The sequence below is a fragment of the Pseudomonas sp. PDM32 genome (assembly GCF_019219225.1).
Classification (GTDB): Bacteria; Pseudomonadota; Gammaproteobacteria; order Pseudomonadales; family Pseudomonadaceae; genus Aquipseudomonas; species Aquipseudomonas laurylsulfatiphila.
Genome location: NZ_JAHUWE010000004.1, coordinates 240,353 through 264,346 on the forward strand (window position 1 = coordinate 240,353; position 23,994 = coordinate 264,346).

General features: G+C 59.7%; 19 protein-coding genes. 7 read left to right on the forward strand and 12 right to left on the reverse strand.

Translation table 11 applies throughout. The features are described from left to right. Nucleotides 1–23 precede the first annotated feature (23 nt). On the forward strand, nt 24–1,670 hold the full coding sequence (gene groL / locus KW846_RS09765; RefSeq protein ID WP_102698443.1) for a chaperonin GroEL: 1,647 nt from the start codon (nt 24–26) through the stop codon (nt 1,668–1,670). Between the two features lie 247 nt (nt 1,671–1,917). Here the strand turns inward: groL and KW846_RS09770 are convergent, their stop codons facing one another. Next, a complete protein-coding gene (locus KW846_RS09770; RefSeq protein WP_218482089.1) occupies nt 1,918–2,661 on the reverse strand; it encodes a phosphatase PAP2 family protein in 744 nt (247 codons plus the stop codon). 54 nt (nt 2,662–2,715) lie between these two features. Continuing rightward, nucleotides 2,716–4,665, reverse strand: a complete 1,950-nt coding sequence (locus KW846_RS09775; RefSeq protein ID WP_218482090.1) for an LTA synthase family protein — start codon at nt 4,663–4,665, stop codon at nt 2,716–2,718. Nucleotides 4,666–4,867: 202 nt separating this feature from the next. On the opposite strand from KW846_RS09775, the gene colR reads away from it, so the two are divergent. From colR to KW846_RS29985, 5 genes are all read left to right on the forward strand, one after another. Next, the gene (gene colR, locus KW846_RS09780; RefSeq protein WP_007985839.1) at nt 4,868–5,551 is read left to right on the forward strand and encodes a two-component system response regulator ColR; all 684 of its coding nucleotides are present in this window, start codon (nt 4,868–4,870) and stop codon (nt 5,549–5,551) included. Beyond that, complete coding sequence (locus KW846_RS09785) at nt 5,541–6,815, forward strand: HAMP domain-containing sensor histidine kinase (RefSeq protein WP_218482091.1); 1,275 nt, start codon at nt 5,541–5,543, stop codon at nt 6,813–6,815. The genes colR and KW846_RS09785 overlap by 11 nt, the downstream gene beginning before the upstream one ends. A 154-nt stretch (nt 6,816–6,969) precedes the next feature. Beyond that, complete coding sequence (locus KW846_RS09790) at nt 6,970–7,638, forward strand: class I SAM-dependent methyltransferase (RefSeq protein WP_033048233.1); 669 nt, start codon at nt 6,970–6,972, stop codon at nt 7,636–7,638. A gap of 4 nt (nt 7,639–7,642) precedes the next feature. Further along, nucleotides 7,643–8,356 (forward strand): lipopolysaccharide kinase InaA family protein, encoded by a 714-nt coding sequence (locus KW846_RS09795; protein WP_218482092.1) that lies wholly within the window; start codon nt 7,643–7,645, stop codon nt 8,354–8,356. Between the two features lie 2 nt (nt 8,357–8,358). Beyond that, nucleotides 8,359–8,586, forward strand: a complete 228-nt coding sequence (locus KW846_RS29985; RefSeq protein ID WP_015096670.1) for a hypothetical protein — start codon at nt 8,359–8,361, stop codon at nt 8,584–8,586. A gap of 181 nt (nt 8,587–8,767) precedes the next feature. Here the strand turns inward: KW846_RS29985 and KW846_RS09800 are convergent, their stop codons facing one another. The 7 genes from KW846_RS09800 to KW846_RS09830 form a co-directional block, all read right to left on the reverse strand. Then, entirely contained in the window at nt 8,768–11,794 is a 3,027-nt protein-coding gene (locus KW846_RS09800; RefSeq protein WP_218482093.1) for a multidrug efflux RND transporter permease subunit, read from the reverse strand. A 13-nt stretch (nt 11,795–11,807) separates the two neighbouring features. Beyond that, nucleotides 11,808–12,956 (reverse strand): efflux RND transporter periplasmic adaptor subunit, encoded by a 1,149-nt coding sequence (locus KW846_RS09805; RefSeq protein ID WP_218482094.1) that lies wholly within the window; start codon nt 12,954–12,956, stop codon nt 11,808–11,810. Nucleotides 12,957–13,133: 177 nt separating this feature from the next. Next, nucleotides 13,134–14,234, reverse strand: a complete 1,101-nt coding sequence (locus KW846_RS09810) for a DUF1513 domain-containing protein (RefSeq protein WP_218482095.1) — start codon at nt 14,232–14,234, stop codon at nt 13,134–13,136. A gap of 14 nt (nt 14,235–14,248) precedes the next feature. Beyond that, nucleotides 14,249–15,313, reverse strand: a complete 1,065-nt coding sequence (locus KW846_RS09815; protein WP_218482096.1) for an imelysin family protein — start codon at nt 15,311–15,313, stop codon at nt 14,249–14,251. A 27-nt stretch (nt 15,314–15,340) separates the two neighbouring features. Next, a complete protein-coding gene (locus KW846_RS09820; protein ID WP_218482097.1) occupies nt 15,341–16,768 on the reverse strand; it encodes a di-heme oxidoredictase family protein in 1,428 nt (475 codons plus the stop codon). 278 nt (nt 16,769–17,046) lie between these two features. Beyond that, nucleotides 17,047–18,390, reverse strand: a complete 1,344-nt coding sequence (locus tag KW846_RS09825; RefSeq protein WP_218482098.1) for an imelysin family protein — start codon at nt 18,388–18,390, stop codon at nt 17,047–17,049. 233 nt (nt 18,391–18,623) lie between these two features. Then, nucleotides 18,624–20,675 carry a bifunctional diguanylate cyclase/phosphodiesterase gene (locus tag KW846_RS09830; RefSeq protein WP_218482099.1) on the reverse strand — a complete coding sequence of 684 codons (2,052 nt, stop codon included), beginning with the start codon at nt 20,673–20,675 and terminating at the stop codon, nt 18,624–18,626. A 1,090-nt stretch (nt 20,676–21,765) separates the two neighbouring features. On the opposite strand from KW846_RS09830, the gene KW846_RS09835 reads away from it, so the two are divergent. Next, the gene (locus tag KW846_RS09835; protein WP_218482100.1) at nt 21,766–22,032 is read left to right on the forward strand and encodes a DUF6124 family protein; all 267 of its coding nucleotides are present in this window, start codon (nt 21,766–21,768) and stop codon (nt 22,030–22,032) included. Between the two features lie 178 nt (nt 22,033–22,210). On the opposite strand, the gene KW846_RS09840 is transcribed toward KW846_RS09835, so the two are convergent. The 3 genes from KW846_RS09840 to KW846_RS09850 all read right to left on the reverse strand — a co-directional run bounded on the left by KW846_RS09840 (nt 22,211) and on the right by KW846_RS09850 (nt 23,982). Next, on the reverse strand, nt 22,211–22,807 hold the full coding sequence (locus KW846_RS09840; RefSeq protein ID WP_008022038.1) for a superoxide dismutase: 597 nt from the start codon (nt 22,805–22,807) through the stop codon (nt 22,211–22,213). Between the two features lie 164 nt (nt 22,808–22,971). Continuing rightward, nucleotides 22,972–23,574: a LysE/ArgO family amino acid transporter gene (locus KW846_RS09845; protein ID WP_218482101.1), complete on the reverse strand. Its 603-nt coding sequence runs from the start codon at nt 23,572–23,574 to the stop codon at nt 22,972–22,974. Between the two features lie 6 nt (nt 23,575–23,580). Beyond that, nucleotides 23,581–23,982 carry an ACT domain-containing protein gene (locus KW846_RS09850; RefSeq protein WP_218482102.1) on the reverse strand — a complete coding sequence of 134 codons (402 nt, stop codon included), beginning with the start codon at nt 23,980–23,982 and terminating at the stop codon, nt 23,581–23,583. Nucleotides 23,983–23,994: the final 12 nt, after the last annotated feature.

Genomic DNA, 23,994 nt, shown 5'->3' on the forward strand with positions numbered 1-23,994 from the left:
AAAGTATTTAAGGAATATCGATCATGGCTGCTAAAGAAGTTAAATTCGGCGATTCCGCCCGCAAGAAAATGCTCACCGGTGTCAACGTCCTGGCTGACGCAGTAAAAGCGACCCTGGGCCCGAAAGGCCGTAACGTGATCATCGAGAAGAGCTTCGGCGCTCCGACCATCACCAAGGACGGCGTTTCCGTAGCCAAAGAAATCGAACTGGAAGACCGTTTCGAAAACATGGGCGCGCAGCTGGTCAAAGACGTTGCCTCCCGTGCCAACGATGACGCAGGCGACGGCACCACCACCGCTACCGTTCTGGCTCAGTCGATCGTCAACGAAGGCCTGAAGGCCGTCGCTGCCGGCATGAACCCGATGGATCTGAAGCGCGGTATCGACAAGGCGACCATCGCAATCGTCAAAGAGCTCAAAGCCCTGTCCAAGCCATGCGCCGACACCAAGGCTATCGCTCAGGTAGGCACCATCTCCGCCAACTCCGACAACTCCATCGGCGACATCATTGCCGAAGCCATGGAAAAAGTCGGTAAAGAAGGCGTGATCACCGTTGAAGAAGGCTCGGGCCTGGAAAACGAACTGTCGGTTGTTGAAGGCATGCAGTTCGACCGTGGCTACCTGTCCCCGTACTTCGTCAACAAGCCAGAGACCATGGTCGCTGAGCTGGACGGCCCGCTGATCCTGCTGGTCGACAAGAAGATCTCGAACATCCGCGAAATGCTGCCAGTGCTGGAAGCCGTTGCCAAAGCCGGCCGTCCACTGCTGATCGTGGCCGAAGACGTTGAAGGCGAAGCCCTGGCGACTCTGGTTGTGAACAACATGCGTGGCATCGTCAAAGTCGCAGCCGTCAAGGCGCCAGGCTTCGGCGACCGTCGCAAGGCCATGCTGCAGGACATCGCCGTTCTGACCGGCGGTACCGTGATCTCCGAAGAGATCGGCCTGAGCCTGGAAAGCGCAACCCTGGAAAACCTGGGCAGCGCCAAGCGCGTGACCCTGTCCAAGGAAAACACCATCATCGTTGACGGTGCTGGCGTACACGGCGACATCGAAGCACGCATCGCTCAGATCCGTGCCCAGGTTGCCGAGACTTCCTCGGACTACGACCGTGAAAAACTGCAAGAGCGTCTGGCCAAGCTGTCCGGCGGCGTTGCAGTGATCAAGGTTGGCGCTGGTTCCGAAGTTGAAATGAAAGAGAAGAAAGCCCGCGTTGAAGACGCCCTGCACGCTACCCGTGCAGCCGTTGAAGAAGGCGTGGTACCTGGCGGTGGCGTGGCCCTGATCCGTGCTCTGGAAGCACTGACCGAACTGAAAGGCGACAACGCCGATCAGGACGTGGGTATCGCTGTTCTGCGTCGCGCTGTTGAAGCGCCACTGCGCCAGATCGTTGCCAACTCCGGCGACGAGCCAAGCGTAGTCGTCGACAAGGTCAAGAACGGCGAAGGCAGCTTCGGCTACAACGCTGCGACTGGCGAGTACGGCGACATGATCGAAATGGGCATCCTGGACCCAACCAAGGTGACCCGTTCGGCTCTGCAAGCTGCAGCCTCGATCGGCGGTCTGATCCTGACCACCGAAGCTGCTGTTGCTGATGCACCGAAGAAAGACGGCGGTGCTGGCGGCGGTATGCCAGACATGGGCGGTATGGGCGGCATGGGCGGCATGATGTAAGCCAGCCTTACCCCTGTACGAAAAAACCCCGCCTGCGACAGCAGGCGGGGTTTTTTATTGCCGGTCAAAAGATCGCATGCCTCTGTAGGAGCTGCCGAAGGCTGCGATCTTTTGATCTTCTCAGGCATTGACCGGTTCTGCCTTGGCGATTCGCCCAGTCATGGAAGCAGGCCGATACAGAACCCAGTAATACAGAAGAACGCGATCCCCTGCAGGAGCTGCCGAAGGCTGCGATCTCTTGATCTACTCAGGCGGTGACCGGTGCCGCTTTGGTTATTTGCTCAGTCTTTAATGCCGGCCGATACAGAATCCAGTAATACGACCCCAGGCAAATCAGCCAGCAGAACACCGCCGTCCACACGTTGTGCGAGAAAAAGTGCGCCCCCTGCATCATCCGCCCGATGGAAAACACCGAACCCAGGGCAAATGCAAAGACAAATGCCGCACGAGCCATGCGCGGGCGACGATCACGCAGTACGAAAAACAGGGCAAACAGGGTGAAGCCGGTGGCCGCATGGCCGCCAGGCCAGCAGCGTCCCGGTTTATCGGTATGCGGGCGAGGGCTCAACAGTTCGCTGTACGTCTCATGACCGCCGAATTGCTCAAGGCTCCATGGGCATTGCACCGCCGTCACCGCTTTCATTGGCGTGACAAAGGAGGTCGCCAGGCCCAGGGACAACACCAGGCAACCCAGTTCCCGCTTGTACGGTTTAAGCCTGGCCATGAAGAACGAGGCGATGAAGCCGAGGACGGCAAACACCGAGAAGGCGATGACGACTTGCTTGGCGCGATCGTGCAGGATGTTTTCCAGGAAGTAACTGTGCCGTCCGATGAAGTCACCCGCGACCGGGTCGTAGAACAGCTTGGCAAGGTCCATGTCCAGTGAGGTCAGTTCGAGCAACACCAGAATGATCGCCGCAACGGCGGGAACCCCCAGGCACACCCAAAAGTTGAGTGGGCGCGGGGCAGGGCGGACAGCGGTTGATGACATGGTGGATCCTGAACAAAGGAAAAAGCCCCGGGGCATCAGCCCGGGGCGATTCGGTTAACGTTCGCCGACTTGACCGGCACCCTCCTTGGGCGCCTTCCAGCCAAGTAGCTGTTGCTTGAAGCCATAACTGGCGGTTTGGTAATAAGTGATGGCGCGGGTGATCAACGGGTCATTGGCGGTCGACCGGGACTCGCGGCTTTCGGTCAGCGCGTCATCGTGGCGACGCAATCCCTGGCGAGGGCTCAAAATCGCCAGGTCCTTGCCGTCGAACAACCCCAGGTGCTGGTAGTTACCGACGACCACCCGTGGCGGCAGCGGGTTATCCTGCAACAGGTTACGTCCAAAGAATGTCGATTCATAATCCAGATTGAGCAGGCCGAGCAAGGTCGGCGCCAGATCGATCTGGCTGGCCAATTGTGCAGTTTCCCGAGCCTCGATCAACTTGGGTGCATAGATGAACAGCGGAATCTGATAGTTGGCGATGGGCAAGTCTTCCTTGCCGGCGCTGCCTGCGGTGTGGTCCGCGACAAAGACGAAGATTGTATTGTCAAACCAGGGTTTCTGACGCGCCTGATCGAGAAACCGACCGATGGCGTAGTCGGTGTATTTCACCGCGCCGTCACGGCCGTTGCCGGACTTGATGTCGATCCGGTTGTCCGGATAGGTGTAAGGGCGATGGTTGGACGTCGTCATCAACTGCAGCAGGAATGGCTGCTGTTTGGCATAGTCGGCATCGGCCAGTTTCAGTGTCTGATTGTAGAGATCTTCGTCTGCCATGCCCCAGGCATTCTTGAAGTGAATCTCCGACTCCTCGACGCTGCTCTGGTCTACGACGCGATAACCATTGCCACTGAAGAACGCATTCATGTTGTCGAAATAACCGCGGCCGCCGTAAACAAATACGCTGTCATAGCCCACGGCATTGAGTTGCTGGCCAAGGCTGGCAAAACCGCTTTCACGACCCACGCGCTTGACGATCGAGCGACCGGGCGTTGGCGGAATCGCCAGGGTGATGGCTTCCAGGCCGCGATCGGTGCGGGTGCCGGTGGCGTAGAAGTTATTGAAATACAGGCTCTGTTGGCGCAAGGCATCAAGGTTGGGCGTCAGGTTGCGGGTGTCGCCGTTGCTGCCCATGTACTTGGCGCTGAAACTTTCAATGGTGACCAGCACGATGTTGGGCTTGCGCAACGTGCCCGGGTTATCGATTTGCCGACGGATGTCCTGCGGGTCCTGACCCACGAAGCGGGCATCGGGTTCTGCCAGTTCTGTACGAATCTGCTGGGCAACCACTGCCGACGGCAGCGTGCTGTAGAACTGTGGGTAGTCCAGTTCGTTGTTACGGAACGCGGCGAAAAACTGGTAGGGACCGTTGCTCGCCAGTTCGTTCTGATAGGCGTTGCCGCCCTGGGCGCGCGGGGCATCTTGGCTGAGCAGTTGCAGGCTCAGGCCGGCGACGATCAACAAACCGAGCGCATTCAGCAGACGGCCACGCAGCGGGGGTAACGGCGCATCGAGTGTAGCGTTGAAAGCTTTACGCAATACAAGGCTCAGGACCACGGCCAACACGGCGAGGATGCTCAGCAGCGTGCCGATCGGGTACGACTCCAGCAGGTTGTTCAGTACTTCGTCGGAATACACCAGATAGTCGACGGCGATGAAGTTGAAGCGAACGCCGAACTCATCCCAGAACAGCCACTCGGCCACCGCGGTGAACAGCATCGCGAACAGACTGACGGTCAGCAGACCTTGAAGAAACCAGCGATGGCCACGGGTGCGCCAAAGGACCGGCGGGCACACCAATAGGTAGAGCCCCATGGGCAGTGCCGCGTAGGCAATGAAACCAAGGTCGTAGAGCAGCCCGATACCGAACACCGACAGAAATCCGCTGCCGGCCTCATCCAGATGCGTGAGGAGCAGGACTGTTCGAGTCAGAAAAAATACCGCCAACCAGGTGCCGCTGACCAGCAGCAAAAAGCGCAGGGGGGCTGTCTGCAAATAGTCCATTTTTTATATTCCTTATTATCAATCGCGTGACAGTCTTCACCGGCCGCTGTTGTTAGCGTGTGAATCGATAGTGAAAAACTTGTCAATCATACATTTTGGTTGAGCGAATTGATTCACCCATAGCCTTCCCCTAGCCCTGAGCCACACTTGGCCTTAAGCTGCGCGGGCCATGACGGCCGTTACTGTGGACGGAGAGATGCCCATGCGAATTCTATTGGTTGAAGACAACCGCGATATCCTGGCCAACCTGGCCGATTACCTGGGACTCAAAGGCTATACCGTGGATTGTGCGCAGGATGGTTTGTCGGGCCTGCATCTGGCGGCCACCGAGCATTACGACTTGATCGTGCTCGATATCATGCTGCCCGGCATCGATGGCTATACCCTGTGCAAGCGGCTACGCGAAGATGCCCGCCGCGAAACGCCGGTGATCATGCTCACGGCCCGTGATCAACTGGACGACCGTCTGCAAGGCTTCAAGTCCGGCGCCGATGATTACCTGATCAAGCCGTTTGCCCTGTCTGAACTGGCGGCGCGTATCGAAGCCGTCATGCGCCGGACCCAGGGCGGCGGGCGGCGGACCTTGCAGGTCGGCGACCTGAGCTATGACCTCGATACCCTGGAAGTCACCCGCGAAGGCCGATTGCTGAAACTCAACCCGGTCGGCCTGAAATTGCTGGCCGTATTGATGCAGAAAAGCCCGCATGTGCTGCGCCGTGAAATTCTTGAAGAAGCGCTCTGGGGCGATGACTGCCCGGACAGCGACAGCCTGCGCAGCCATGTTCACCAACTGCGCCAGGTGATCGACAAGCCGTTCGCCAAGCCATTGCTGCAAACCGTGCACGGTGTGGGGTATCGCCTGGCCGAGGGCCGTGATGGAGTTTAAGCAGAGCCTTGCTCAACGCATCATCATTGCCTTTGCGCTGATGAGCGCATTGGTGGCGGGTGCCTTTGCCATGGGCATCGTGGCGACCGTGCACCTGGTGGAGGAAAAGCTGATTTCGGCCGGCCTGGGCGGCGATTTGCAGCGCCTGTTGCTGATGGACAATGTCACGGACTGGAGCCATCGCCCCGAACCGGACCAATTGTTCTACTTCAGCAACGGACCAGGCGATTTCAGGTTGCCCAAGGATTTGCGCCACCTGGAGCCGGGTTTCCACGAAGTCTTCCGTGAAAACCTGTCGTACCACGCGATGGTCGAAATCGTCGACGGCCGACGTTACGTGCTGTTGCAGGACCAGAGCGACTTCGAAGAGCGCGAGCGGGTGCTGTTTGCCGTGGTACTGGTGGGTTTCGTACTGAGCCTGGCGCTGGCGGTGTTTCTCGGCTGGGTGCTGGCGCGCAAGGTCATGGCGCCGGTGGTGCGGCTGGCCCGCCAGGTACGCCATCGCGATCAACTGCTCGGCTTGGCCCCACCTTTGGCCCCGGATTATGCCGCCGACGAAGTGGGCGAGCTGGCCGTGGCTTTCGACGCCACCCTCGGGCGCTTGCGTCAGGCCCTGACCCGCGAGCGTTTGTTCACCAGCGACGTCAGCCACGAATTGCGTACGCCTCTGATGATCCTGGCCAGTTCCTGCGAGTTGTTGCTGGAAAACCCTGCTCTCGATCAACGTGGTCGCGCCCAGGTCGAGCGCATTGCCCGGGCGTGTGAAGAAATGCGTGAACTGGTACAAACCTTCCTGATGCTGGCCCGTGCTCAGCGCGAAGACGCCAGCATGTCGCCGCAGCAGTCCTTGGGCCAGGTAGCCGAGGATCTGGTCGGTCTGTGGCGCGAACCTATCGAAAGCAAAGGGCTGAAGCTGATCTTCGAGCCGGGCAAGCCTGGGGCCAAGGGCTACAATGCAACACTGCTGCACGCTGTGATGGGCAACTTGCTGCGCAATGCCTTGCACTACACCGAACAGGGTTTCATCCGCCTGACCCTGACGGACACGGGCTTTGTGGTCGAGGACAGTGGGGTGGGTATTCCCGAGGAGAAACGCGAGGCGATGTTCGAACCTTTTGTTCGAGGCAACGAAAAGCGTGGGGAAGGGCTGGGCCTGGGGCTTTCACTGGTGCAGCGGATCTGTGAAAACCAGGGCTGGCGCGTCAGCCTGACGACGATGGAGCCCAGTGGCTGCCGTTTTCAGGTGGAGCTATCCCGAACTTGATCCGTTGAGTCGGCCGTCCAGAAAACCCAATCAATTCAGTAAAGCCCTGTAATAATTCCGGGTTTCCCATAACGATATTTTCACAAATGGATGACCAGTCGCCGACACCGCAAAATCTAAGGTAGTTGCTATCAGAAGTTCAGGAGACCTGATGATGGACGGCCCGATCAAACTCGATTTTTCAGAAAAGTACGACGATCAACACGCGCAACGCTATTTGCGCAAACACCAGGAAGGTCTCGGCCGTCGATTGTCCCATTGGCGTGACGAACAACTGGCGCGCAAGGCGCTGGCCTTGGTTGGCGAGCCTGGTCTGGTCCTCGATTTGCCTTGTGGTGCAGGGCGTTTCTGGCCCTTGTTGGCGGAAAAGTCCAACCGTGTGATCATCGGTGCCGATAACTCGGAATCCATGCTGAAGATCGCAACCCAGGCGCAACCGGCCGATGTGGTGAAGCGGGTACAACCCTTGCACACATCCGCATTCGACATCGCCTTGCCGGACAACGCCGTCGACAGCATTTTTTGCATGCGCTTGCTCCACCACATCGGTGAAGCCGAGCATCGCATGGCTATCCTGCGTGAATTCGAGCGGGTTTCCCGCGACAGCGTGATCATTTCGCTGTGGGTCGATGGCAACTTCAAGGCCTGGAAACGCAAGCGTTCGGAGAAAACTCGTGGGCAGGAAGGTTACCAAAACCGGTTTGTGTTACCGGCCGCTACCGTAGAGAAGGAATTTGAGCAGGCGGGTTTCCGCATCCAGGAACAACTGGACTTTTTGCCGCTCTATGCCATGTGGCGAGTTTACGTATTACGCAAGAGGTAACAGGATGGCAGTGCAGTGTGCAGCAGAAACGGAAGTCGTTCCCCAGGAGCGTTTCGATTACTTCTGGAATCAGCGTGGTGAATGGGTAGAAGAACCCAACGTCCGTCGCGGCGGGGAAAGTGGCGTTCAACGCCTGATGGGCAGTGATGGTCAACTGCTCTACGTCAAGCGCCAGACCGGTCATATCCATCGTAGCTTGCAGCACCCTTTCGGGCGGCCTACGGTCATGCGCGAGCATGCGGCGCTCACCGGTGTGACGGTGCTTGGCGTACGGGTTCCGGAAATCGTTTTCTGTGGGGCACAGCGCGATCCCGTGCACAAATGGCGCGCCTTGCTGGTCACCAAATCGCTGGACGGCTTCGAGGAAATCGATCGTTGGTACGCTGGTGGCGGTCGCGAGCGTCATGGTGAGGCCATTAACGACCGAGTGCTCAAGGACCTGGCTGAAAACCTGGCTCGCATGCACAAGGGCCGCTGGCAGCACGGTTGCCTTTATGACAAGCACGTATTCGTTCGCGTGACCGGTGAGGGCGAGACGGCCAAGGTCGAAGTGGCCCTGATCGATCTGGAGAAATGCCGACAGCGTTTGACGGCCCGTCGCGCAGCTCTCCATGACATGAAGCAGTTGCGTCGCCACTCGTCGTTCAGCGATGCAGACTGGAAAAAGCTCGTCTACTTTTATGAGACGGCGTTTGGCAGCGCTATCAAGGGTTTATAGCGATGAAACTCGAAATTGCACGAGGTTTGTTTCTGGTAGGAGCCTTGGCAGTTGCATCGATCGCGATGGCAACCTGGGAGCAACCACGCCCCCAGGTTCTCAGCTCGATAAGCGCAGAAGAACATTGTCCGTTGCCGCGGGTTGCGAAGGCATCCGTGGCCACTCGACCCGATCATGATTTATTGTTGTTCATGTTCGGACTTTCTCAGGGATTGAGGCCGCAAAGTTGAATCGATTGAAGCCAAAATGAAAGGCCTCGCAATTGCGAGGCCTTTTTTTTGCCCTGACTTCCAAACATGCACGATTCAATGTGGGAGCGGGCTTGCTCGCGAAAGCGGTGTGTCATTCAACCAATAAGTTGACTGATCAATCGCCTTCGCGAGCAAGCCCGCTCCCACAGGTTTTTCTGCGTCAGCGCTTATCGGGTTTGGCCAGAACCGTGTAGACGCAAGGCAACACAAACAGGGTGAACAACGTGCCGATCGACATGCCGGTCGCGATGACCGTGCCGATGTCGAACCGGCTGACCGCGCCAGCACCGGTGGCGATGATCAAGGGCACCATGCCGAACACCATCGCCGCGGTGGTCATCAACACCGGACGCAGGCGGATGGCCGCCGCTTCCTCCACGGCTTCCCGCGCCGTCAGGCCCTTGTCCTTGCGTAGCTGGTTGGCGAACTCGACGATCAGAATGCCATGCTTGCTGATCAACCCGATCAACGTCACCAGACCGACCTGGGTGTAGATGTTCATGCTCGACCAACCCAGGAACAGCGGAATCAACGCGCCGCAGATAGAGAGGGGCACGGTGACCAGGATCACCAGCGGGTCGCGGAAGCTTTCGAACTGCGCCGCCAACACCAGGAAAATGATCGCCAGTGCCAGGGCAAAGGTGACCCACAGGGCGCTGCCTTCCTGCACGTACTGCCTCGATGCGCCGGCGTAGTCGAAGGCAAAACCGACCGGTGCTTCTTCGCGGGCGATCTGGCGCACGAGGTCGATGGCTTCCCCCATGCTCACCAGCGGCACGCCGGACAGGATGGCCGAGTTGAGTTGCTGGAACTGGTTCAGTTGCCTCGGTCGGGCACGGTCGGTGACGGTGATCAGGGTCGACAACGCCAACAGTTCGCCTTGGGTGTTTTTCACGTAGTAATTGTTCAGCCAGTCCGGATTGTCGCGGAACGCTCGCTCGACCTGGGCAATGACCTTGTAGCTGCGACCTTCAATGGTGAAACGGTTGATCTCGGCTTCGCCCAGCAGGGTCGCCAGGGTTCCCCCCAGATCCTGCATGGAAACCCCCATCTGCGCGGCCTTGGCGCGGTCGATATCCACCACCACTTCCGGCTTGTCGAAGGCCAGGTCAACGTCGACAAATGCAAACTTGCCGGATTCCATCGCCCGTTTTTTTACCCGGTCGACCACTTGCAGCAGCAGTTCGTAATCGTTGGAGGAGTTGATGACGAACTGAAACGGCAAGCCTTCGCCGGTGCCTGGCAGGGACGGCAGGTTGAAGCCGAAAATCTGCAACCCCGGGATGCTTTCCAGTTTGGCCTGAACCTCGGGCAGGATCGCCATCTGAGTGCGACTACGCTCGTTCCAGGGCTTGAGCAGGAAACCGCCGATGCCCGATTGCACGCCGTTGAATCCGTTGATCTGGAATGACGAGTAGTACTCGGGAAACTCCTTGAAGATCGCAACGAACTCGTCGGTGTAGGTGTTCAGGTAGTCGAGGTTGGTCGGTTGCGGGGCGTTGGCAATCATGAAAATGATGCCCTGGTCCTCATCCGGCGCCAGTTCCGATTTGGTGAACTTGAGAAGGACCGGAATCAGGCACAACACGATCACGGCGAACACCAGCACCACCGGGCGGGTGTTGAGGGTGCCGTGAAGCAGGCTCTGGTAGCGGCGCTTGAGGCGTTCGAAAATCATGTCTAGGCGATGGGCCAGGCCACTGGGGTTCTCGTCGTGACGCAGCAGAAACGCACACATCATCGGCGACAGGGTGAGGGCGACGATACCGGAAATCACCACCGCGCCGGCCAGGGTCAGGGCGAACTCCTTGAACAGCGCCCCGGTCAGGCCGGTCAGGAAACCGATCGGCGCATACACCGCCGCCAGGGTGATGGTCATCGAGATCACCGGCATGGCGATTTCCCGGGCGCCTTCAATGGCGGCATCGAACGGCGTCTTGCCTTCCTCGATGTGGCGATGAATGTTTTCCACCACCACGATGGCGTCATCCACCACCAGGCCGATGGCCAGCACCATCGCCAGCAGGGTGAGCAGGTTGATGGAGTACCCCATCATCTGCATGAAGAACATGACGCCGATCATCGACAGCGGGATGGTCACCACCGGGATCACCACCGAGCGCAGGGCGCCAAGGAACAGGAACACCACCACGATCACGATCAGCACCGCTTCGAACAGCGTTTTCACCACTTCGTCGATCGAGGCCTGGATGAACAGCGTGGCGTCGTAGGCGATTTCACCCTTGAGGTTCGGCGGTAGCTGGGCCTCAAGTTCCGGCATGATCTTGCGCACTTCCTTGATCACATCCAGCGGGTTGGCGGCAGGTGTCGCCTTGATCCCGATGTACACCGAAGGGGTGCCACCGAAGGAGCTGATGGAGTCGTAGTTTTCCGCACCCATTTCCACGCGCGCCACATCCCGCAGCAGCACACGGCTGTCGCCATCGACCTTGAGCGGAATCGCCCCGAAGGCCTCGGCGGACTTGAGTTCGGTATTGGCGTTGATGCTGGTGACCACGTATTCGCCTTTCACCTCGCCGGCGGCCGAGAGGAAGTTGTACTGGCGCACCGCGTTGGTCACATCGCTGGCACTGAGGCCGAAACCCGCGAGCTTCACCGGATCCAGCCACAGGCGCATGGCAAATACCTGGTTGCCGAGGATTTCGGCCTCGGCCATGCCGGGCAAGGTCGCCAGTTTGGGCTGGATCACCCGCGACAGGTAATCGGTAATCTGCGGGTTGCTCAATTCCTTGCTGAAGAAACTCATGTACATCAGCACTGACGCATTGGCAGATTCTTTGCTCAGCACCGGGTCTTCTGCGTCCTGGGGCAGCTGGTTCTTGACCTCGTTGGCCTTGGCCAGCAGTTCGGTAAACAGACGGTCGCTGTTGGAGCCGACGCGCGCGTAGATCGATATCACCGAAAAGTTCTGGCGACTCACCGAGGTCATGTAGTCGATACCCTCGGCGCTGGCGAGGCTTTGCTGCATCGGTTGGGTGATGTAGCCCTGGATGGTCTCGGCGTTGGCTCCGGGGTAGGCGGTGGTCACCGTGATCAGGGCGTTTTCCATTTGCGGGTACTGGCGCAGCGGCAGCTTGCTCCAGGCCTGAAAGCCCAGCAGCACAATCAGCAGGCTGACCACGGTAGCGAGAACCGGACGGCGGATGAACGGGTCGGTAAAAGCCATGGAAATTCCTTGATCAGTCCGCGCGTGGCGGGCTGTTCTGCCCGGCCTGGGTCTTGTCGTCGCTGATGGCAATGTGTGAGCCGTTATCCAGTTTGAGCTGGCCGGCGGTCACCACGTTCTCGCCGCTCTGCACGCCTTTGATGATCATCACTTGCCCATCACGGCGTTCGCCGGTCTCGACAAAACGCCGTTCGGCGATCAGCACCGGTTGGCCCTTGTCATCCTTTACCGGGCTGCCGTCTTCGGCCTTCTTTTGCGCGGCCACATACACCGAGTTGCCGTAGAGCGTGTAGGTAATCGCGCTTTCCGGCACCACGATGCGCGGTTGCGGGTCGGGCAGGAGCACCTGGAGGTTGGCGAACATGCCTGGCATCAACTTGCCATCGGGGTTGGCCAGGGTGGCGCGGACCTGCACGTTACGGGTGCTGTTCTCGACTTTCGGGTTGATTGCACTGATGGTGCCCGGGTACTCCTGGTTCGGATACGCCGCGACAATGACCTGCACTGGCTGGCCGAGTGCAATCTTCGGCACCGACTGTTCGGGCACAAAAAAGTCGACATACAGGCTACTGAGGTCTTGCAGGGTGGCGATCATGGTGCCGCTGGCAAGATAGTCGCCAACGTCTACGTGACGAATGCCGATGGTCCCGCTGAAGGGCGCGACGATGCTTTTTTTGCCGAGCGCAGCCTTGAGTTGATTGACCGTGGCCCGGCTCTTTTTCAGCACCGCCGAAAGCCGGTCGAACTCGCCTTTGGAAATGGCCTGGCTGCCGACCAGTTGGCTACCGCGACCGTAATCGAGCTGGGCCAGCCCGAGGTCGGCCAGAGCCGTTTCCAGCAGGGCGCTTTCAACGGCGCTGTCGAGGCGCAGGAGTGGTTGACCGGCCTTGACCTTTTGCCCTGACTCGAACTGCAAATCGATGACGGTGCCATCGGTCTCCAGGCTCAGGTCCACGCCCTGCAATGCCTTGAGCGTGCCAACGGTAGGCAGGCGGGCTTGCCACGGACGCTCGGTGGCGGTGGCCACGGCAACGCTGATGGCCGGTTTAGGCGCAGAGAAGCCTTGAACCATCGTGTAGATCGAGAAAGCTTTGTATGCGGCCAGGATCAGCACAATCAGTAGTACCACACCCAACATGATCAGCATGCGGCGACGCAGCATATTCCAGTTCCTTGGAGAAAATCAGGTGAGACAGCAGGGCACATTACCGGGAGTCTAGAGGTAATCCAACTGCCGTTTTTACAGGTTGTGAGGTATTAGAGGGGGGAAAGCCTGAAAAGATTCGCCGTCTCGGGTCGCGTTTGCGGGAGTACGTAAGGCGGCGATCTTTTCAATGATTCAGGCCATCAGATGTAGATGGTTGTCCCAGAGCCCTGCGGGTAGCTCCAGCGGTTTGGCGACCAGGTTTGTCTGGCGGCAGTCGTAGTAACGGCAGCGCCCCTGGCCCGATGTCACGACAAAACCATCGGCCACCGCGCCGACCCCGGCGCAATCGGGCAGGGGGGCATCCAGGCGTACTTCACCGCTGTCCAGGTCCCAGATGAAGAAACGATTGCCCCGCGGCGCAGTCAACGCCACCAGGCGCAAGTCGTTGTGCACCGCGACGCTGGCGGTGTAGTGCCCCATGGCCTGCAACTGGTGCTCGGGCACCGGGAACGCCACGAAAGGCTGACCGGGACGCTTGATCGCCAACAGCTCCGACGACTCGTGGGCCGCACCCATGAATTGTTGGCTGGCGACGATGGTGCCGTCGCTGGCGATGGCCAGATGGCGCACGCTGTTCATCTGCTGGGCGAGGGTTTCCTTGCTCAGCAGGGTGCCGTCACGTTGCATCAGGACCAGGCTCGGTTCCATGGCGTTGAGGTTCATCTCCACCCGGCTTTCGGCCTCGGTGCGAATCCCGCCGTTGGCCACCACCAGGGTTTCGCCATCGGGCATCCACGACACCTGGTGCGGACCCAGGCCGTGGGTGGAAATCTCACCGCTGTGCACCAGTCTTTCGCCTTCGAACTTATACACGCCGAGCAGGCCGCGGCCCGGATCGGTGGTGTCATTTTCGGTGGCGTACAGCCAGTCGCCGCTGTGGTGAATGACCGCGTGTCCGTAGAAGTGCCGGTTGGGCTGCGACACCACGGTTTGCAGGAGCGTGCCGTCGCGCAGGTCGATCAGGTAACTCTCGGTGCCCGGACGGCGGGCGACGAACAGCGCCATCGGCTGTGTCGGGTGGTTGATGATGTCGTGGCAACGCTGGCCGACCTGGGTGGCGAACACCTGGGTGCCATCGAGCCGATAACCGACGGCGTAATGCTGGCCATCGGTATCGTCCCGTGCCGAAAGCAACAACGGACTCTTGTCCTTTTGCTTGAACAGCGTCCAGCCGCCCAGCGTCACTGCACCCAGCAGCAAACTCCCTAATGTCAGAACCTGGCGTCGCAACATGGAACGGGCCCTCATCAGTCACCGTCGTTGGCATTGAAGCCCAGCTGGATGCCCAATGCCTTGGCCAGATCGGCCTCGTGCAGGCGATGGACGACGTTGAGGCTGTCATACAGCTCGTTGAGTTGCTGGCGGCCGGCCTCGTCATTGAGCATGTCGGTCAGCGAACGCTGGTTGCCGGCAAACAGTTTCAGCGAGGCGGCATAGGCGGCATCGATCTTGTCGGCCAATGGCTTCTGCTCGCTCGGCAACAGACCGCGCAGGCCTTTGTTATCCACACCTTCCCAGACCGTTTTGGCAGCCGCGAGGCTGGCTTCGAGGCTGGTCAGGGACGACTGGCTACGCCAGGCATCGGCCTGGAACGGTTGCGGCACGCCCTTGCTCTGACGACCCATCGGCGTGCCGAGTTTTTTCTTCAGGGTGTCGATGGCGGTGACTTGAACCCGCAGCAGATCGGCGATCGCTTCGTGGGAGTCGGCGTAACGCTGGTTGGGGAATTTGCTCATCTGCGCGAGCATGCCGTCGGTGTTGTTCCAAGTTTGCAGAATCTCTTCGGCCAACTGTTTCTGGCGTTCGCCGATGGCGATCAGCAGTGGGCAGTATTTGCTCTTTTGCTCAGCGTTGGCCACGTCAGGCTTGCTGTCGAACAGTATGTATTCGTAGGCCGAGAGGCCCTGCACCACGACACTGGACTTGGCCAGCGCTGCAACATCGATCTGCGGCTGGGCGCTGACCAGTTGCTCGACCTGACGGCCGACCAGGTTTTTCTTGTCCGGCCAGAACTGCACTTGCCACGAACGGTTGCCTTCGGCCAACGGTCCGATCAGCAGCGGTTGCAGCTCGGCCCAGGCTTTTTGCGCATGCAGGAAGTCGGCACGGGCGGTTTCCAGGGTTTCCTTGCCTTCGCAGTAGGCGAGGGCGCTGACTGCCAATTGACGGTCGGCTTCAACCCAGCGGGTGTAGGTCGGCAGGATCACCGACTTGGCGATGGCCGCCGACGTGACCGCTTGCGGGTCCTGGGGCGAGCAGGCGCCCAGGGCGAGGGCGGCAAGGCTGGTGAACAATAGTTTGGGACGGAACATGTCGGGCTCCCGCGAGTGGAATGCGTGTTAAAGGGAATTCAGGAACGCCAGCAGCGCGGCGCGCTGCTCGGCATTGAAAGACAAAACCTGTTGCTGCGCCGCTGTCGCCTCGCCGCCATGCCAGAGCACGGCTTCGAGCAGGTTGCGGGCGCGGCCGTCGTGCAGGAACTGGGTGTGGCCGCTGACCGCCTGTGTCAGGCCGATGCCCCACAACGGCGGGGTGCGCCATTCGCGGCCACTGGCCTGGAATTCGCTACGGTTGTCGGCCAGGCCGTCGCCCATGTCATGCAGCAGCAGGTCGCTGTAGGGGCGAATCACTTGATTGGCCAGCTCAGGTTCGGCGGCGTTGGCGGCGGTGGTGTATTTCGGTGTGTGACAGGACTGGCAACCGGCCTGATAGAACAAGGTTTTGCCGGCCAGCACTTCAGGTGCGTTGACGTCACGACGGGCCGGTACGGCGAGGTTACGGCTGTAGAACAGCACCAGGCGCAGGATGTTATCGCTGACTTCCGGCTCGCCATCAGGGCCGTTGCCATTGGGTGCCTGTTTGCAGGCCGTTTGCGCGTCCGTGCAGTCATCAAAGGGCCGCAGGCTGGTCGTGAGGCCCATATCGCCCGAAAACGCGTGAACATTCTGTTGATTGAGGTTCGGTTGTCCGGCTTTCCAGCCAAACCTTCCCAAAACCGTCTTTTGCCCGGCGTCATCCCAGACCCGGTTCGGTCGTCCGCTGATGCCGTTGTTCGCCTTGGCCTGTGCCTCGGCGTTGGCCAGGATCGCCTCGTCAGGGATCGCCTCGAGCAGGCCCAGGCCTATCATCGGCGGCGCTACACGCGCCGAAAAACGGGTATCGGGGTGCATCGGGCCGTAGCCCAGTTGAGTGATGTTCAGGCTGGGTTTGCGCAGCTCGACTTCGGTGCCGTCCTTGAAGCGAACCGGCACGGCGGTGTAATCGACCCGCACTTTGCCTTCGGGGGCTACACCGGGTACGGCCATGTCCTGGAACTGACCGCCGTAGACGGGCTCCGGCACCACGCCGATCTGCTCGATGACCTTGGCATATACCGGAGCGTCGGGAATCGACAGGCGTACCAGCATCGACACGGCGTTCACATCGTCCGCAGTCGGTGGATGACCGCGGCCGTCCTTGATGTGGCAGCCCTGGCAGGCATTGGTGTTGAACAACGGGCCGAGGCCATCGCGCGCGGTCGTCGTCGAAGGGGCGATCACCCAAGGGCTGCGGAAGAAACTGTTGCCGACGCTGAAGTCCACACGCCGGGACGGCGGCAGGTTCGCCGAGGGCATGGAAAACGCGTTCTGATCGGTCTTGCGCACCGTCGCACTGCCACCGGAGCGGGCTTCACCGGGTTCTGCCTGGGTGAATTTCGGGGCGTCATCGCAGGCACTCAGGCCCAAGGCCAGAAACAGTGCGGACAAGCGAAGAGGCAGCGAGGGCATCAGGGATCCTGCAAGACGAGCAAAACAAGGGCGCAAAGTCTAACAGGGGATGGGAATTTGAATAAGAGGAATTATCGTTTGCTTGATGTGGGGCAGGTTATTCGGATGACACTGGACCCTGTGGGAGCGGGCTTGCTCGCGAAGGCGGTGGATCAGTCCCCATGGATGTTGCCTGACACGCCGCTTTCGCGAGCAAGCCCGCTCCCACATTGATGGTGCTCGGCCCGACAAAAAAGGCGACCCGAAGGTCGCCTTACTACTCACTCAGCCAGCGTTGATCAGAATTCGTGATCAGCATTGTCCGGGTTCAGATCGTTGATGCCCAGTTTGCCAGCGGCGGCTTCGATCGAACCGGTCTGCTTGACCAGGGCGGCGATGGCGTCACGGACGATCTGGTTGCCTGCGGTGTTGCCGGCAGCGATCAACTGGTCGTAGTGCTCACCCTTGTTGGCGTGATCAACCATGATCTGGATCTTGGCTTCGGTAGCGGCCAGGTCGTCTTTGAGCGCGGTGTCGGCAGCCGGGTCGGCCTTGGCCACCAGGGACGACAGGCTGGCGCCGGTCATTTTGGTGCCGTCGACACGGGTGTATTCACCCAGGTACACGTTACGAATGCCCTTGGCATCGTAGAAGTGCGAGTTGTGGGTGTTGTCGCTGAAGCAATCCTGCTCGTCTTCAGGGGAGTTGGCTTCCAGGGAAACCTTCATGCGCTCGCCCGCCAGTTCGCCCAGGGACAGGCTGCCCATGCCGAACAGCATTTTGCGCAGGCCGGTTTCAGCCGGTTCCGCTTCCAGGGTGGCGCGGTAGTTGTCGGCCACGTTCGGCTTCCAGTTACCGACCATTTCTTCCAGGTCGCTGACCAGCAGCTGAGTCACGGACTTCAGGTAGGCACGACGACGATCGTTGTGACCGCCGGTAGCCCCTTTGCCTTCCAGGTAGTCCGAAGCCGGACGGTTGCCGGCACCAGGGCCGGTGCCGTTCAGGTCCTGGCCCCAGAGCAGGAATTCGATGGCGTGGTAACCGGTGGCGACGTTGGCCTCGGAACCGCCCAGCTCATTCAGGCTGGCGAGTTTTTCCGGGGTGATGTCTTTGACGTCGACCTTGTCTTCGCCGATCTGCACTTCAGTGTTGGCGATGATGTTGGCAGTGGCGCCCGGGTTGCCCAGGGCGTGCTCGTAGGACTTGTCGACGTAGTCGATCAGGCCTTCGTCCAGTGGCCAGGAGTTCAACTGACCTTCCCAGTCGTCAACGATGGTGTTGCCGAAGCGGAACACTTCGCTCTGCAGGTAAGGCACGCGAGCGGCAACCCAGGCAGCCTTGGCGGCTTTCAGGGTGTCGTCGTTCGGCTTGGCGAGGAAGGCGTCTACGGCGGTTTGCAGGGTCTTCGCGGTGGATTCGGCATCGCTGTAAACGGCGAAAACGATGTCGGCGTAGTGAGCGACAACAGCTTTGGCGGCGGCTTCGTCGACTTTACCGGCAACGGCAGGTGCAGCAGCCGGGGCGGCCGCGGTGCTGGCGGCTGGCGCAGGCGCGGCAGCTTTTTCTTTGTCACCTTCGCCACAACCGGCGAGGGAAATAGCGATGGCCAACAGACTGGCGGTAGCCAGAGGCATACGAATCATGGCGAACATCCTGCTTGGATAGGGGTGGAGTGGCGCTATGCGCACGCAAAACTGCGACATAATGCAAATCTTTCGCATTATGTGTAAAGGGTTGTAGGTGGAAATATTTCTTATTCAGGTGGGGGTGTCGTAGATCAAAAGATCGCAGCCTCGTTTCACTCGACAGCTCCTACACAAGCGTGCGGTTCATGTAGGAGCTGTCGAGTGAAACGAGGCTGCGATCTTTTTATGTTCTACAAAATAGCCGCGTTACTGCGTTGGGCCTGCTTGAGGTAAAGCCCCAGTTCCCGCGCCGGCAATGGCTTGCTGTAGTGATAACCCTGACCTTCGTGGCAGCCTTCGGAAATGATGTAGGCCTCCTGTTCGGCGGTTTCCACACCTTCGGCAATCACCTGCATGCCCAGGCTCTTGCCCAGCTGGATGATGGCGCGAACGATGGTCGCATCGTCGTCGTCATCGAGCAGGTCCTGAACGAAGCTTTTGTCGATCTTGATCTTGTCCAGCGGCAGGCTCTTGAGATAGCTCAAGGATGAATAGCCGGTTCCAAAGTCATCGATGGCGATCAGCGCACCGGAGCGGCGCAGGCTGAGCAGATGCTGGGCAGCGGTGCTGATGTCTTCCATCAGGCCGGTCTCGGTGACTTCCAGTTCCAGGCTGCGTGGCGGCAGGCGGTACATTTGCAGCAGGTTGTTGACCACCCGTGGCAGTTCGGCGTGGTGCAATTGAACCGTGGACAGGTTGACCGCCATGCGCAGGTCACTGAAGCCCTGGTCATGCCACTCGCGTAATTGTTTGCAGGCCTGGTCCAGCACCCATTCGCCGATGGCAATGATGGTGCCGTTCTGTTCGGCCAGCGGGATGAACAAGTCTGGCGGTACCAGGCCGTGCTCGGGGTGCTGCCAGCGAATCAGGGCTTCGACGCCCACTACGCGGTTGTCGCGGTAACTGATCTGCGGCTGGTAGACGAGATAGAACTGATTGCGGAGCAGCGCATCGCGCAGGTCTTTTTCCAGCTCGCGGCGGCGGCGCATTTCCGTGTCGACGCTGGCGATATAGAACTGATAGCGGTTGCGCGAGCGGGTCTTGGCCAGCGTCATGGTCTGCTCGGCCTTTTGTAGCAGCTTCTCGGTGCTGTCGCCGTCCTCGGGGAACAGGGTGATGCCGATGGTGGCGCGCAGGCGAATCTCCTGATGGTCGAGGGCAAACGCCGCTTCCAGATCATCGAGAATGCTTTGTGCCAGCTCGGCGGCTTCGTAGGGTTGTTCGATATCGGCCTGGACCAGGGCGAACTGGTCGCCACCGAGGCGGGCGAGGGCACCCAGGCGACCGCTATGGCCGCGCAGGCGATCGGCCAGGGCCAGCAGCAACTGGTCGCCGGTCTGGTAGCTGAACTGTTCGTTGATGCCCTTGAAATCGTCGAGGCCGACACACAACACCGCGACCCGGCGCTGCAACCTGCCGGCGTCGATGAGGATCTTGTCCAGTTGCTGCTGCAATTGCTGCCGGTTCGGCAGTCCCGTCAGGAAATCGTATTGGGACATGCGCAACAGGCTGTTTTCCGCCTCGTGGCGCAGGTGGGTATTGCGTTCGATGGACTCGAGCAACTGGTTGGCAGTGTTGATCCAGATGCCCAGTTCGTTTTTCTCGTGGCCCTTGAGCAGCGGAATCTTGTGTTCGCTGGGACGATCCGGATTGATTTCCGTGAGGTGCTCGATGATTCGCGACAGCGGCTTGGTCAGCAGCCAGTGATAGACCAGATACAGCACCAGCCCCATGGCGAGCGCGCGCAGTACGCCGGAGATGAAGATGATCACCGAGCTGACAATGAAGCCTTGGCCGTAGGTGGCGGTATCGAGGGTGATGCTCAGGTCGCCGTAATACTCGCTGTAAGGCCCGCGACCGACCAGTTGGGTGGTGAAGGTGCGTTCCTGGCCGAGAATCAGGTCGGTCAACCAGCGGCTGTGGGAGTGCTGCAGTTCGCGGGTTTTTTGCGCGAGCATGGCTTCGTTGGGATGGCCGATGGAGGCCTTGCGTACGGCGGCGTCTTGAAACAGGCCTTCGATCACCTGCATGCCCATTTCCCGGTCCAGGCTATAGACGGCCTGGGTCGAGGGGTCACGAAACATATCGAGGATGCGTTCGGCATCGCTGGCGACGGCCTGGCGTGTTTTATAGGCATCGAACACAATCTGCGCGCAGCTCAAGACCACGCCGACGATCAATGCCGACAGGAGCACGACCCGGAGCAACTTCACCGACAAGCTGTTCTTGAGTTCCAGCTTCAAAGGGATATTCCTTGTTCCGTGCGGGTAGTATCAAGTTGCCATGAGTATTGGCAATCCCGTGATGGCAGTCAAAGGGACAATCATCCTTGGGGGATTTTGCCTGCAGCTTGGCTGATTTGCAGTTGTCTTGACGATTTAGCCTATTCGCACTGTGTCGGTTGTCGAGTCCTTCAACTTTAGGGGTGAGGGTGGGGATATTTTCCTTTTGTTTGATGTTAGCCGTCTGTGGCGGTGGGGCAAGGGGCTCGAGGTTTGTTTCATCGTTGGAAAATGCCTTGAATTCTGTGGGGGGGTTAACCGAGTACATATCCGTTTCTGCGGTAACGGCGACTTACGGTTCCGCTCTTACAGCGGGTCACTTTTGGCAAACGCCCCAAAAGTAACCAAAAGGTCTCGCCCCTTACGTACGGCCCCTCGCTGAGGCTCGGGGTTCCTTCGCTCCGGCATTCATCCGGGGGCATTGCCCTCCGGTCGGCTTCGCTTCGACCTACATGCAATGAGTTCGACTACGTCGAACGGCGCTGCGCGCCCATCCCCGGATAAACGCCTCCGCTCAGCCTGCCGAGGGGGCGGGTGGATCAAGATCAAGAGCGGCAGGCGAGCTAACGCTCGGCCTGATGAGTGGTGAGAAGCGTCTGTGTACGCCGACCTGCCTTTGCTTTTCTGTGGGAGCGAGCTTGCTCGCGATGGTGGCCTGACAGCCGACCTGGTTTTTGCAGATGTCCCCGATCCCTGTGGGAGCTGGTTCCTCGTTACGTTTTTGCGGGTTAACGCGGTGTAGGAAAGCGCCAGAACTTTCCCACGCAGTTTTCAGGTTGCCCGTCGGAAGCGGGCTGAATAGCCTTTGGCTGTCGCTGAAAACTCAGCGATCGGGTGTGAGAACCCGGCTACTTATGGTCATCCAGAACCTGTGCACGCATAATCGCCGCCAGCTAGTCCGCTGTCTGTAAATGCGTCATGGCGGCTGTGTGCGGGCAGACTTAGGTCTGGCCCGGGTGTCCATACCGGTTTCTCACCTCGCACATAGCTGCCACCTCTTCACCGCGTGAGAAACGGCAAGTGGTGGCCACTGCGCCAGAGGAATGGTTTTATGGACAAATTAATCCCCGATCCCCCCAGCAGCAGCACCACCAAACCCTACAGCCCCCACACCATGTTCATGATCGTTCCCGACATGGACACTGAAACCCTTCTTGCCCACGCCTGTGAGTCACTGGCTTCAGCCAATGTCCTGGCGAGTGATTTCGCGACCTACCTGAGTGGCCCGCAGCGCAACACAGCGTTGGCCATTTCGCAGATTGTCATGTTGGCGGAGCTGGCGGTTAGTCGCGCGTTGGATAACCTCGATCCGCAGTAGTTGGCAGGCTAACCGCGTCATCGTTCTTCGCGAGCAAGCCCGCTCCCACACTGGATCGGGTCGTATACAGATCAAATGTGGGAGCGGGCTTGCTCGCGAAGGGGCCCAGCCGAACGCTGAAAATCCCGGGCAATAAAAAACCCGGCTGAAAAGCCGGGTTTTTTGACTGGCGTCGAGCTTAAGCGGTGAAGGTTTTGCCTTCGAACTGCTCAGCCACGAATTTCCAGTTGACCAGGTTCCAGAACGCTTCGACGTACTTCGGACGCAGGTTGCGGTAGTCGATGTAGTAAGCGTGTTCCCAGACGTCGCAGGTCAGCAGCGGGGTGTCGCCGTTGGTCAGCGGGTTGCCGGCGCCGATGGTGCTGGCCAAGGCCAGGGAACCGTCAGCCTTCTTCACCAGCCAGCCCCAGCCGGAACCGAAGGTGCCGATGGAAGTCTTGCTGAACTCTTCCTTGAACTTGTCGAACGAACCGAAAGCTGCATTGATGGCTTCAGCCAGTGCGCCGGTTGGTTGACCGCCGGCGTTTGGCGCCAGGCAGTTCCAGTAGAAAGTGTGGTTCCAGACCTGTGCGGCGTTGTTGAAGATACCGCCCGAGGAAGTCTTGACGATTTCTTCCAGGGTCTTGCCTTCGAACTCGGTGCCTGGCACCAGGTTGTTCAGGTTCACGACGTAGGTGTTGTGGTGCTTGTCGTGGTGGAATTCCAGAGTTTCCTTGGAAATGTGCGGCTGCAGGGCATCGTGTGCGTACGGCAGTGGCGGCAATTCGAAAGCCATGATGATTCTCCTAATCAGGTCAGTTGCGGTGAGCGCAAGGCCGATCACGGGCGGCCAGACAAGCGCCGGGGAGTTTGTACTCTTTGCGGCGCAGGGAGTCGGATCATAGCACCGGGGGGACGGCATAACCACGCAACAACTGTGTGGAATAGAGGTTCCGCGAATCAGATGGCCGCGATCAACTGCAGCGCTACGGCAAACATCATCACCGCCACCAACAGATCGAGAATTCGCCAGGTACCGGGGCGGGCGAGCCAGGGTGCCAGCCATGCCGCACCCAGCGCCAAGGTGAAGAACCAAAGCAGCGAGGCACTGGCCGCGCCGACCACATAAGCGCCGGGCTCGGTTTGTTGTGCGCCCAGGGAGCCGATCAGCAAGACGGTGTCCAGGTAGACGTGCGGGTTGAGCAAGGTCACCGCCAGCGCGCTGAGCATGACCGCCCGCAGCGAGCGTACGGTCTGACCCTCGCCCTGCTCAAGGCTCTGTTTCGAAAAGGCCCGGCGCAATGCCTGGGTGCCATACCACAACAGAAACGCTGCACCGCCCCAGCGGGCGACGGCCAGCAAGGTCGGGTTCTGTGCCAATACCGTCGCCAGGCCGAACACCCCCGCCGCCACCAACAGGGCGTCGCAGGCCACGCAGAGTGCCGCGACCGGCAGGTGATGTTCACGCCGCAGGCTTTGCGCGAGGACAAACGCATTCTGGGTGCCGATCGCCATGATCAAGCCAAAGGCCACCAACAGGCCGTTCATATAACTTTGCCACATGATTTTTTACTCCGCGTTGGCTGCCAGATCCCGCAGCACCTGCAGGGCACGGTCGGCGTCAGCCTGGCCTACAAACAAATGGTCGTGGTAGTAGCCGGCAATCACGTTGCAACTGATGCCGGCCTTGCCCAATGCCGTGGCGAACGCGGCGGTCAGGCCAACCGCTTCGAGTGCCGAATGCACATTCAGGGTGATCCAGGCGGCGACGTAGTCGAAGCTGAACCCGGCTTTTTCGGCTTGGGTGCGTTCGAGTATCACGGTCAGGCCTTCCTGCTCGCGGAAGCTGCCGACAATCTCCAGGCCCGCAGGCAACTGGCCGTCGCGCAGGGTGCAGAACACGTATTCGCCGGCATTGAGTTGTGGGCTCATGCTGCGCAGCAGTGTTGCCAATGAAGTTTCGCCAGCCATGTGGGTGATCCT